The sequence below is a fragment of the Roseibium aggregatum genome (assembly GCF_014692675.1).
GTDB lineage: Bacteria > Pseudomonadota > Alphaproteobacteria > Rhizobiales > Stappiaceae > Roseibium > Roseibium aggregatum_C.
The window spans coordinates 1-11,835 of sequence record NZ_JABFCZ010000024.1 but is presented as its reverse complement, the minus strand read 5'-3'; the positions used below and the strand labels follow the sequence as shown (position 1 = coordinate 11,835).

Annotated in this window: 13 protein-coding genes; 11 read left to right on the top strand and 2 right to left on the bottom strand. The window is 59.3% G+C overall.

What is annotated here, in order from left to right:
- Nucleotides 1–79 precede the first annotated feature (79 nt).
- Nucleotides 80–1,039 (top strand): sugar ABC transporter substrate-binding protein, encoded by a 960-nt coding sequence (locus HK439_RS20005; protein ID WP_190293250.1) that lies wholly within the window; start codon nt 80–82, stop codon nt 1,037–1,039.
- Nucleotides 1,040–1,253: 214 nt separating this feature from the next.
- Entirely contained in the window at nt 1,254–1,550 is a 297-nt protein-coding gene (locus HK439_RS20000) for a hypothetical protein (protein ID WP_190293249.1), read from the top strand.
- A 361-nt stretch (nt 1,551–1,911) separates the two neighbouring features.
- On the opposite strand, the gene HK439_RS19995 is transcribed toward HK439_RS20000, so the two are convergent.
- Together HK439_RS19995 and HK439_RS19990 are read right to left on the bottom strand one after the other, a co-directional pair.
- Nucleotides 1,912–2,886 (bottom strand): amidohydrolase family protein, encoded by a 975-nt coding sequence (locus tag HK439_RS19995; protein ID WP_190293248.1) that lies wholly within the window; start codon nt 2,884–2,886, stop codon nt 1,912–1,914.
- A 179-nt stretch (nt 2,887–3,065) separates the two neighbouring features.
- Nucleotides 3,066–4,088 carry a LacI family DNA-binding transcriptional regulator gene (locus HK439_RS19990; protein WP_190293247.1) on the bottom strand — a complete coding sequence of 341 codons (1,023 nt, stop codon included), beginning with the start codon at nt 4,086–4,088 and terminating at the stop codon, nt 3,066–3,068.
- A 184-nt stretch (nt 4,089–4,272) separates the two neighbouring features.
- Between HK439_RS19990 and HK439_RS19985 the strand changes: the two genes are divergently transcribed.
- The 9 genes from HK439_RS19985 to HK439_RS19945 all read left to right on the top strand — a co-directional run bounded on the left by HK439_RS19985 (nt 4,273) and on the right by HK439_RS19945 (nt 11,579).
- Nucleotides 4,273–4,524, top strand: a complete 252-nt coding sequence (locus HK439_RS19985; RefSeq protein ID WP_190293246.1) for a hypothetical protein — start codon at nt 4,273–4,275, stop codon at nt 4,522–4,524.
- Between the two features lie 16 nt (nt 4,525–4,540).
- Nucleotides 4,541–5,506 (top strand): NAD(P)-dependent oxidoreductase, encoded by a 966-nt coding sequence (locus HK439_RS19980; RefSeq protein WP_190293245.1) that lies wholly within the window; start codon nt 4,541–4,543, stop codon nt 5,504–5,506.
- Nucleotides 5,507–5,620: 114 nt separating this feature from the next.
- On the top strand, nt 5,621–6,892 hold the full coding sequence (locus HK439_RS19975) for an amino acid ABC transporter substrate-binding protein (RefSeq protein ID WP_190293244.1): 1,272 nt from the start codon (nt 5,621–5,623) through the stop codon (nt 6,890–6,892).
- 65 nt (nt 6,893–6,957) lie between these two features.
- Complete coding sequence (locus HK439_RS19970; RefSeq protein WP_190293243.1) at nt 6,958–7,701, top strand: ABC transporter ATP-binding protein; 744 nt, start codon at nt 6,958–6,960, stop codon at nt 7,699–7,701.
- A complete protein-coding gene (locus tag HK439_RS19965) occupies nt 7,701–8,429 on the top strand; it encodes an ABC transporter ATP-binding protein (protein WP_190293242.1) in 729 nt (242 codons plus the stop codon). Before HK439_RS19970 ends, HK439_RS19965 begins: the two co-directional genes overlap by 1 nt.
- Entirely contained in the window at nt 8,429–9,307 is an 879-nt protein-coding gene (locus HK439_RS19960; protein ID WP_190293241.1) for a branched-chain amino acid ABC transporter permease, read from the top strand. Before HK439_RS19965 ends, HK439_RS19960 begins: the two co-directional genes overlap by 1 nt.
- A complete protein-coding gene (locus HK439_RS19955) occupies nt 9,307–10,338 on the top strand; it encodes a branched-chain amino acid ABC transporter permease (RefSeq protein ID WP_328804204.1) in 1,032 nt (343 codons plus the stop codon). Before HK439_RS19960 ends, HK439_RS19955 begins: the two co-directional genes overlap by 1 nt.
- 4 nt (nt 10,339–10,342) lie before the next feature.
- Nucleotides 10,343–11,125 (top strand): glutathione S-transferase family protein, encoded by a 783-nt coding sequence (locus HK439_RS19950; protein WP_190293240.1) that lies wholly within the window; start codon nt 10,343–10,345, stop codon nt 11,123–11,125.
- A gap of 7 nt (nt 11,126–11,132) precedes the next feature.
- Entirely contained in the window at nt 11,133–11,579 is a 447-nt protein-coding gene (locus HK439_RS19945) for a DMT family transporter (RefSeq protein WP_190293239.1), read from the top strand.
- Nucleotides 11,580–11,835 lie beyond the last annotated feature (256 nt).

Below are 11,835 nucleotides of genomic sequence, written 5' to 3'. Positions count from 1 at the left end.
GCAAAAGGACCGTGCCCCTATTCAGGGAATAACGCCGATGAAGGCGGAAGCATGGTCACAAGTGGAGGAAAGAAAAAACATGAGAACGATACTGGCGGCCGCGGCAATCGTCGCGGCGGGGAGCTTGCTATTGCCTGGTGCGGCCTTTGCCGACGGTCCCCTGATTGCAGTCTTCACCAAGAACAATACGAATCCTGCCTATGCGGCAGCGCGCCGGGGCGTCGATCTCGTTGCGAAGGAGGAAGGTGCGCGCACGATGCATTTCGTGCCTGAAAAACCGGACAATGTGGATCAGCAGAAGGCCCTGGTTATCGAGGCGCTGAAAGAAAAGCCGGACCTGGTCATTTTCGTCCCTGTCGACGACAAGGCCATGGTGGAGGATGCGAAGAAATTCGCCGACGCCGGTATTCCTGTCGTCTCCTTCATCAACAGGCTGCAGGGAACTTTCGTGGCCCATGTGGGGTCGGACGATCATGCCGTCGGGTACAACGGAGCCAAGGCGCTTTTCGAAGGCATGGACGGCAAGGGCAAGGTGCTGGCGATTGAAGGAAACCCGGCGGCTCCGACCAGCCGCAACCGCGTTGCCGGGATGAAAGACGCCGCAGCCGAATTCCCGGGTATCGAGGTCCTGGATATCGTCACCGGCATGTACCAGAAACCTGCCGCCCATGAGGTGACGGTGGCTGCGCTCAAGAAATATCCGGAGATCGATGGCATCTGGGCCGCCAACGACGTCATGGTTTATGGCGCATTCGATGCTCTTAACGAGGCGGGCCGCAGCGCCAAACTCGTCGGTGCAAACGGCCTCGACGGGGCCATCCGCATGATCGAGGACGGGACCATGCTTGCAACGGTCGAATTCAGCGCCTTCAAGATCGCCTGCACGGCAGCTCGTGCCGGGCTGATGCATCTGAAAGGCGAAACCGTACCGGCGGATATTACCGTGCCTTCAGTGCTGATCGACAAGACCAACCTTGGGCCCTGGAAAGTGCCGCTCGAAGAGCGGAACTGCCCGAGCTGGGACGAAATCGTCCATTGAGGCCAGGCTCGGGGTTGTGCGGAGTGGCCTTGCGCCACTCCGCATTCCGGCGGTTCGGGACGAGCCGTCTCAGTGACGTGTTTACAGAACGAATGATCCTTTGCGTTGCATCAATGAGCGATACGGCGCCGCCTGCGAATGTCCGCTTGAAAGCAGGTGGCCATACATTCAAATTGGTCGCCACCGAGGCCTGAGCTTGTAAAGGACGGAATAGATGACCCAGGAAACTTATCCGAAACATCTCGAAGAACGGCTGCAGTCTCTCGAAGCCGAGATCGACCGGGCCAAGAAAAAGTTGGCCGAAGATTCGCCCTCCCACAAGGTTGAGGCGGCCGGGGAGCTGGTGGTCCTTGAAAAAATGCATCAGGACATTGCACAGAAGCTGAAAGATGCGACCGAGGAACATGCGGAAAACTGGTCTCTGGCGCATGAAGAGATGCAGAAGGACATGGATGCCCTGTACGAATCCCTGGATCGTTGGGTTATGAAATATTCCAGACCGGACGTCTGAAAAGCATTGACGGCCCGGCCGCAGCACGCGGCAGGCAAGCTGTCTGCGCGTGATAAGTTTGCGGCCGGGACACAAATATAAGGCGGGAAGCCTTTTTCCTTTCGTCAGAGCCTAGGGTCAGGACCCATTAATTTTACACATTCTGCGGGAGAGGATTTGTTTGCTGACAAGGCAGAGATCCGCAGGAAACCATTCGGTTTTCAAGGGTCTCTAACGCCGTCAGGGGACAAAGACACCCCGCCCTTCGGGTTTGTCAGGGAAGGCCGGCCTGACCGCAAAATCGAGCTTGGATAGGACCAACCTGTCCTGCGCTCGTTCTTACGCTCATTCCAACCTTCCCAGGCAAACAGAATGCGCAAAATTAATGGGTCCTGACCCTAAGCAGCTTTTTCGCGTTTCCCTGAAATATCGCAGATTTCACATCACCGTCGATCGGACTGTTTTTAAGCCAGTTCACGCCGTCGGTATTGGAGACATACGGCCAATCGACCGCGAACAGGATGTGATCGGGGCCCATCGTCTCCAGACAACATTGAAGGGCTGCATCGGAGAAGAACCCGCTCGTCGTGATGTGGAAATTGTTCCGGAAGACATCTGCAAAGGATGCAGAGGTGTTTTCCTGCCGCGATAGCGCTTCGTCGATCCTCGGCAGCAGGAACGGTATCGCTTCCCCGAGATGTCCGAGGACAATTTTCAGGTCCGGAACTTTTTCAAAGACGCCGCTCAGGATCAGCCGGACCGCCTGGGTGCCCGTTTCCACGCCAAACCCCCAGGCCGCCTTTACCAGCGCCGGATGGGTTTTGTCATAAGGGGCATAGTAGCTTTCGGTAACGGTTTTGTCCGGAAGGGCAGGGTGCAGGTAGATCGGGACATCGAGTTCGGCCGCTTTTTTGTATATCGGCCAGAAGTCCTCCGCATCGGTGAACCTGCCACGGCTCAGTCCGTGGATCATGGCCCCCTTCAAGCCGAGTTCTTCCACCGCGCGGGTCAACTCGTCTGCGGCCGCCTGCGGCAGCATGGTCGGGATCATGGCAAAGCCGGCAAAACGGTCCGGCGCTTCGCGGATCACGGTGGCGAGCGCATCGTTGACGGACCTGCAGGCCTCGACAGCGACATCGTCGGACAGCCGCTGGCTGCCAGGAGACTGGTGTGACAGGACCTGCATATCGATGCCGGCCGCATCCATCTCCTCAATCCGTATTCCGGCAAAATCATAAAGGCGGGCCCTAACGTTGGACGGCGGATCTGCGGCCGGGCCGAAATGCTGTGAAAGCGCCGGATGCATGAAGTGTTCTTCCAGTGCGATTATGCCGGAACCGTTTGTCCAACCGTTCATGCGCAGGCCTCCCCAGCCGATATGTTCTGCCTGATTCCAATGTCGGGATACCGGTCTTCAGAAGCAGGCGATTACCCATAATGTATGCAAACGATTGCATATTTTGCAATAAAAATTCGAATGGCAGCCGGGTCGGCGAAAAAGGACGCCCGGCCGCCTGATTGCGATTCAATCCGGTTCTAGGTGATGCGTTTCACGCTGCCGCGTTCGATCAGTTTCACCGGCAGGATCGTCGTTCTGGGGATGGTCGCATCAGGCTCGGTCATCATCTTGACGAGAAGCTCCGCGCTCATGCGCCCCGCATCGAACTGCTGGATCCGGATAGTCGTCAGGCCCGGCGGAATGAGATCCAGGAAGGGAATGTCATTGTAACCGGTGACCGACACGTGGTCAGGACAGGACAGGCCGTGGCGGTGGAGTTCATCGATGGCGCCGAGGGCAAGGCGGTCGTTGGCGCATAGGATTGCGGTAAATTTCCAGCCGGTCGCCAACAGTTCCCGTGTGCACCGGCGGCCCTCGTCTTCGTCGAAATGGGAAGAGACCGCGATGGCGTGTTCCGGCAGATCCAGGCCGAGTTCCCTGGTAGCCACCTTGAAGGCTTCCATGCGGCCGCGGCCCGTGGACAGTGTTTGTGGTCCTGCGATGTGCGCAATCTGTCGATGTCCGGAATCGTAGAGATAGTGAAGCATTTCGGCGATGCCGCCGGCATCATCGTTGATAACGGCGGGGATCTGGGAATTCTCGATCTGCCGGTTGACCGTCACCATCGGCATGCCCTGGCGGCTGACAGCCACCATCCGAGGGTCGGAACGATAGGGGGCTGCGTGAATGATGCCGTCGACACCCCGTTGAAGCAGAACATCGACAAGCTTCCCCTCGCGCTCCCGGTCGCCGTCGGTGTTGACGATGATCGAAGCATAACCTTTCGGCTCCAGGATACTTTCGACCCCGCGAACGATCGGCGGGAAAAGGGTGTTGGCGATATCGGGCAGCATCAGGCCGACGGTCATCGTCCGTCTCGTCCGCAAGCCCGAGGCAAGCCGGTTCGGCCGGTACCCCATCCGCTCCGCAGCCGTGCGAATGCGTTCCACCACCTCCGTCGTGAGGGAGGTGCGGGCATTGGGATCCAGGGCCCTTGAGACCGTCGACACGTGCACACCGGTTTCGCGTGCGATATCTTTCAATGTTACCGGCTTGGTCATCGTTTCCTTAAACGGGGCGGACTTGTCTCAACTTTCACAGAAATCTAGCTGGTCAGATTAAATTTCGCAAACGATTGCGAAAAAGACTTGACCGATAGTTTGGGCGGGCATAACGTTCAATGCAATCGATTGCGCAAAAGCAGCCAGTAGTAAAAGGCGCAGCGCATTTGATGTGGGAGGAAAGATGATCCAGGTTGCCGACATGTCGGACGCCGGTTCGCCGGCGGTTTGCCGTATTGTGCTTTCGGGTTTGGGCGAGGCCGTCTCGGTATCCCAAGGCGGGTGCAATATTTCCGGAGACAGCATTCCCGGAATGAAGGCCGCATTCCTTCGGGACGGTGGCCCCTGGGCGCTACGCCAATTCCCGGTTTTCACTGAAGAAGAAGACACCGTTTCGGACGCCGGTTATCCGGCGCCGGTCGGCTGTGCATTTTAAAGTTGGAGGATAGTCAATGAGCAGCCCTAAGATTGGATGGGTCGGAATGGGGCGCATGGGTTATCCCATGGCGGAAAGGCTCGTCGATGCAGGCTATGATGTCTACGTCTGGAACCGGACCCGCTCGAAGGCGGAACCCCTGGCAGCCAAGGGTGCGACACTGGTCGACAGCCCCAGGGACCTGGCCGAAGTCGACATTCTCGGCACCATGGTGTCCACCGGGCAGGATGTCGAACAGGTCTATTTCGGAGAAAACGGGGTTCTTTCAGGCGACAAGACGCCGAAGATCTTCCTCGATTGCTCGTCGATCGCCGATCACCAGTCCGCCGCTATCCGGGCACGGCTCGCTGAAAGAGGCGCGGAACTGATTGCCTCGCCGGTCAGCGGCAACGGCAAATGCGTAAAGGCCGGCAAGCTCAGCGCGGTTGCCTCCGGTCCGCGCGGCGCATTCGAAAAGGTGCGGCCGGTGATTGCCGCTATGGCGGCAAACGGCGTGTCTTATGTGGGCGAGGGGGAACTCGCCCGTTTCTGCAAGATTGCCCACAACGTCTTCCTCGGCGTCGTCACACAGAACCTCGCCGAAATCACCATTCTGGCGGAAAAGGCGGGAATTCCGCGGTCGGCCTTTCTCGATTTCATGAACAACTCGGTCATGGGATCGATTTTCACCCGGTACAAGACGAACGCCTTCGTCAATCTCGACTGGACCACGACCTTTACACCCGGGCTCCTGCGCAAGGACCTGGATCTCGGTCTGAGTTCCGCGCGGGACCTCGGAGTGCCCATGCCGGTCACCGCGGCGACCCGGGAAGCGTTGCAGGCCCACTTTGGAGCGGCGACGCTCAAGGACGACCCGGACGCCTATCTGCAAAAGGATTTCGCTGCCCTGCTTGAAACCGTCGCGCTTGCGGCCGGCATCGAGCTTGAGAGCGAGAACTCACCCTATCCAACCGGATTGGAATTGCCGCAGGCTGCTGAATAAGAGCAGGATTTGCGGAATAAACAGCGCCGATAAGACAACAAGCATGGCGCAGGGGATGCTGCAGGATCGATCCAGAAAATCCTGCGGCGCCGCAAAACCCTAGGGAGGGAAAGTATGAACTTTCGCACACTTCTAACGACAACCGCCGCATTGGCAATGATGGCCACGGCCGCCCATGCGGAAATCAAGATCGGCGCATCCTTGCCGCTCACCGGCGGTTTCTCGATCGCCGGAGCCAAGAACAAGCAGGGGTATGAGCTCTGTGTAAAGATGCTCAACGAACGTGGCGGCATCAACGGGCAGAAAGTCGAGTTGGTCCTGTCGGACAATCGCTCCGACCCGGCGACCGCCATCAACCAGTACGAGCGTTTCATCAACGTCGACAAGGTCGATGCCGTCTTCGGGACGTTTTCGTCGAAACTGACGTTCCCGGTCGCCAATATTCTTGCGAAATACGGCTATGTCCATCCGATCCCGGCCGGCGGCGCGCTGCGCATCTACACGCAGGGCCACAAGAACCTGTTCTATTTCCAGCCTGACGCCGCCGAATATGTCGGCCGTTCTCTGAAGGGCCTGATCGAAGATCTGGTTCCGGAGGGAGAGCGTCCGAAGACCGCCGCGGTGGTGTCGGCCGACGATTTCTTTGCCAACGCGATCGAAGCCGGTCTGCTTGGTCAGAAGGTAATGAATCCCGCTGACGGCAGCGAGGTGGCTGATCTTGCGCCGGGCTACCTTGCGGATGCCGGGATCAAAACGGTCTACACGGAAAAATGGCCCGAGGAAGGGTTCAACGACTGGCTGACCCTTGCGAATTCGATCAAGCGGTCGGATGCGGAGCTGATCATCGCGCTGACGGCCTCCGCCGAAGAGGCGGTCCAACTCACGCGTGCGCTGAAGACCGTCAAGGCCACGCCCAAGATGGTCTATTACAGCCAGGGGACCCAGTCTGAATTCTACGAAGGCACAAAGAGCGCCTCCGACGGCATTCTGATGCACACCGCCTGGCATCCGGCTGCCCCCTTCAAGGGCCTTCTGGAAGGCAAGGAGTTCACCAATGCGGATTTCGTGAAGGCCTTTACCGACGAATACGGTGAAGCGCCGGACGAAGACGCGGCAATTCCCTTCGCTGTCTGCCAGGGCATCGAACAGGCTATCGAAGGGGCCGGCTCGACCGACAACGCGGCCATGGGCAAATGGCTGTCGGAACGGACCCCGGAAAATCCGGTCCGCACGATCCTCGGCCGCTTTGCCTGGGACGACAAGGGCCTTCCCCTCAACAAGCCGTTCCTGGTCGCGCAGTGGAATGACGGTGAACTGCAGTTCGTCTATCCGACGGGCGAGTTCCCGGAAGTCTCCAAGATGACCTATCCGAAGGGTGGCTTCTAAGCATCGAACGCCTATCGGGCCCGGTTGCGGCCGGGCCCGGTATTGTCCTTAAACAGGGAGTTCCCATGCTTGAAGTGAAGGGTCTGAGCAAGCATTTCGGCGGCATCACAGCCGTCAGCAATTGCAGTTTCACGGTTGAGCGCGGTTCGATCACCGGGCTGATCGGCCCGAACGGGGCGGGAAAGACCACGGCTTTCAATTGCATCAGCCGGACGATGACACCGTCTTCCGGAGAAGTTTGGCTCGACGGCGCGCGGATCGATACGCTGCGCCCGCACCAGATCACGGCGCAAGGATTGTCCCGCACCTTCCAGATCTCGCGCAATCTCGCTGACATGACGGTGCTGGAGAACGTGATCTGCCAGTCCAAGATCCGCGGATGGCGCGATCTGTTCCGCCCGGCCATGAGCAAGGAGGAGATCGATAAGGCCTGCGGCATTCTCGATTTCCTCGGAATTACCCGGATCGCCCATGAGGACGGATCCAATCTCAGCTACGGCCAGAAAAAACTCATGGACCTGGCGGCGCTCCTGATGAGCGATCCGAAGATCATCTTACTGGACGAACCTGCCGGCGGGGTGAGTCCGACCCTTCTGGAGGAAATCATCGGCCATATCCGGAAGCTGAACGAGAAGGGACTGACGGTCCTGATCGTCGAGCACAACATGGATCTCATCATGCGGCTTTCCCATCGCATCGTCGTGATGGCGCAGGGGCAGGTGATTGCGGAAGGCGAACCGGCCGAAATCCAGGAGGATCCGGCAGTCCTGGAAGCCTATCTGGGCGGTGCAGTCGAGGAGGCGGCCTGATGGAAAAACTTCTTGAAGTCTCCAGTCTCACAGCCGGCTATGGCGACGGTCCGGCCATTCTGGACGGTGCCCACCTGTCTGTGGAACCGGGCAAGATCCATTGCATCATCGGTCCGAACGGGGCGGGTAAATCCACCTTGCTCAAGGCCATTTGCGGCATGCTGAAGATCCGCAAGGGCGATGTGAAATTCAAAGGGCAAAGCCTTAAAGGCCTCCGGCCCGACCAGGTCCTGCGCAAGGGCATCTGCTTCGTGCCGCAGGAGCGGGCGCTGTTTCCGAAAATGACCGTGCGCGAAAATCTCCGCATGGGCGGATTTTCGCTCGCCGACAAATCCGGGCTGGAAAAGCGGATCGACGAAATCGAGGAGCGTTTTCCGATCCTTCGCGAACGCCGCGACCAGCATGCCGGCACCATGTCGGGCGGTCAGCAGCAAACGCTTGCCATGGCCCGCACGCTGATCATCAAGCCGGACATCGTCATGCTCGATGAACCGTCGCTCGGACTGGCGCCGAAAATCGTCGCGGAAATGTTCGACATCATGCGGCTGATGGCCGGGGAGGGGATCACCATTCTGCTCGTGGAACAGAATGCGCTGACCGGTCTGAAGAATGCCGACTGGGGCGTGGTTCTCGATCTGGGCCGGACCCTGTTCGAAGGGCCGGCGGATGAGGTCCTTTCCGATCCGCGGATCCAGGAACTCTATCTCGGCGGAAAGAAGGCTGCGTAATGGGTGAGATCATTCAAATCGTCATTCTCGGGCTCGCACTCGGCGGCGTTTACGCCCTGATGGGATCCGGCCTCAGCCTCGTCTTCGGGGTCATGCGGATCGTCAATCTGGCGCATCCGTCCTTGATCATGGGCGGCGCCTATGTCGCTTACTGGGGCTTCAAGCTTTACGGCGTCGATCCGCTGATCATGCTGCCGGTCGCCGTCGTCATTCTCGCGGCGACCGCGGTCATTCTCTACAAGCTCGTCTTCGAACGGGAAGCGCGCTCCGCGAAATATTCCGAGATGACCGTGCTCCTGACCTTTGCCCTGGCGATGGTCGTGGAAGGCGCACTCGGCACCGCCTTCACCAACACCCAGAGGGTGACCTCGCCGGATTACGCGACCGATGCCTTCTTTATCGGAGATGTCTTCATTCCCAAGGGGCAGCTTTACGCCGGTATGGTCTCGCTGGCGATCATCGGTGCCCTGGCGCTGTTCCTGAAATATTCCCGGTTCGGCTACGCCATCCGGGCGACCACGCAGAACCGGGAGGCGGCCGAACTTCTGGGCGTCAACGTCAATCTCGTGGGCCTGGTGAGCTTCGCCATCGGCATTGGCCTTGCCGGTGCGGCCGGTTCGCTCGTCTCCTTCGTGTTCTCCTTCTATCCGTCGAAGCACTGGGAGTGGATCGCCATCCTGATGTCGCTTGTCGTGCTCGGCGGCATGGGGTCGATCCTGGGAACGGTTCTGGCTTCCCTCATTCTTTCCGTGATTGCCGCCTTCGTCGGCACCTATTTCGGTGCGACCTGGTCGACCCTCACATTCTTCGTGGCGCTCTTCGTGGTGCTCATGGTCCGGCCTCAAGGGCTCTTTGGCGAAAAACCGGAGTTGGCATAGTGACTAGCCTTGATACCAATGAAGTAATTACCGCCCGGAAAGCCTACTACGCCGGTCTCGCCGGAGAGGCGGACAAGGGACGATCCGTCTGGTTCCCGATCGCGGTTCTGGCTCTTCTGCTGGCGCTGCCGGCCCTGCAGTTCACGGGCAACTACAACTACCTGATCCATCTGGTGCTGTTTACGGCCAGCTATGTGGTGATGGCGTCCGGCTGGAACATACTCGGCGGCTTTGCCGGCTATATCTCGCTCGGCCACAACGTTTTCTTCGCTATCGGCGGCTATTTCGCCGGGATGATCTTTGCCCGTTACGGAATATCGACGATCATTCTCGCGCCGCTGGCGGGGCTCGTTGCCGCCGTGTTCGGTTATGTCATCGGTCTGATCACGCTGCGTGTCCGCGGCCCGTCCTTTATCATCTCGTCGCTGGCGCTGGTGATGATCTTCAAGATCCTGTTCGATAACTGGGATTTCGTCGGCGGATCGAACGGCCTGTCGCTGCCGGCCAATGACCTTCCCGTCCAGTGGGCGAAGCTGCCGTACTACTATGCCTTCGTCGTCATGGCCGCGTTTACGGTCTGGGCGAGCTACAGGATCAGGCATTCCAAGTTCGGACTGGGTCTCAGGGCGATCTCCAAGGACGAGATCAAGTCGGAAAGTGCCGGCATCAACACCCGCTTCTACAAGGTTCTCGCGTTTGCGATCTCGGCCTTCTTCGTCGGCATGGCGGGTGCGGTCTGGGGCGAATACCTGACCTATATCCGGCCCAATATCTTCCTGATCATCCTGGTGTCTGTGAACATGGTGCTGATGTGCATCCTGGGCGGTAAGGGAACGGTCGCGGGCCCGGTTATCGGGGCGATCCTGCTTGTGGTCTTCAACGAGTTCTTCGTTGCCACACTCGGGGCCTCGGAAATCAACATCTTCGCCACGGGCATGATCATGATGCTGTGCCTGATGTTCTTCCCGCTCGGTATCGTGGGAACCCTGGCACGGCTGAAGAAGCTGCCGAGAATCCTGAACTGGGACTGACGCCATGACCGAATTCGTCCTTTACAACGCTCCCCAGTCCACCTGTTCCCAGCGTGTGCGCTACGCTTTGCACGCAAAGGGACTGGACTTTACGGAACACAAGCTGGACCTCTTTTCAGGGGATCAGCTGAAGCCGGAGTATCTGGCGATCAATCCGAACGGCGTGGTGCCGGCGCTTGTCCATGACGGCACGCCGGTGATCGACAGCGCCGTGATCCTGGAATACCTGGAAGACGTCTTTCCCGACCGGGCGCCGATGCGGCCGGAGGATCCGCGCGAAATGGCCCGGCTCAGGGCGATGATGCGCTTTGTCGACGAGGTGCCGACGCCGGCGATCCGGGTGCCGTCCTACAATCTGGCGTTCCTGCCGCATTTCCAGGCCATGTCCGAGGAGGAGTTCCAGGCCCTTTGCGACAGCAAGCCGCTCCGCCGGGAATTCCTGATGAAGATGGGCCGGACCGGCTTTCCAAAGGCGGATATGGACGAAGCCCTCGGCAGGCTGCGCCGGGGGATCGAACGCATGGCCATTTGGCTGGCAGAAAGCGGCGGCCCCTGGATCATGGGCGAGGAGATCAGCCTGGTCGATCTGGCGATCATGCCGGTGATCGTGCGTATGGATGACATCAATCTCGGCTCCATCTGGGACGATCATCCCGAAATCGGCGCCTGGCTGGACCGGATCCGGGCCACAGAGCCCTTCCGGACGACCTATTACCACGGGGCCCTGCTCACGGAGAAATATCCGCATCTGGCGAAACTGCGGGAACAGAAGACGGTCGAGGCGTGATCCGGCGATGCAGATGTTACCTTACATGCTGGCTGCCCTGGCTGTCGGAATAGTGGTGTCGTTTCAACCGCCGTTGAACGGCATGCTGGCAAGGTCGGTCGGCAGCGCCTATGGCGCGGCGGCGGTTTCGATCGGGGTCGCCTTTGCCAGCATTCTTCTGTTCCTTCTGGTGATGGGGCATGGCGAGATCAGCCGGCGAACGCTCGGGAGCGTGCCCTGGTGGGTCTATCTCTCCGGAACTGTCGGAGCGGCTTTCGTTGCCGCGGGTGCTGCGATCGCGCCTGTGACCGGCGGACTGGTGTTTTTCATCTGCATCGTTGCGGGACAGCTGGTCGGATCGATGCTGGTGGACCATTTCGGGGCCTTCGGGCTCGAAGTCCGGTCCATGTCGTTCATGAGGCTTCTCGGACTGGTGATGGTTCTGGGAGGCGCCGTTCTGGTCAGCCGAAGCTGACCGGATATCTTGGGAAGTATTTCGTCTGCATGTGCAATCGATTGCGCCTTCAGGAAACAGAACTGTGACAGCCTCCTATACCCGAAGCCTTAAGGCCCGTAACGGGCGCCGCAAACCGGAGACAAGACAATGAACCGTGCACTGACACCGAACATTCTGACGCCGCAGGATCTTGAGCAGCACTGGCGCTGGGAGGGGCGTTTGCCCGCGTGGGGACACACGTCGGTGGATTTCGAGCGTCGTGTCGATCACGACC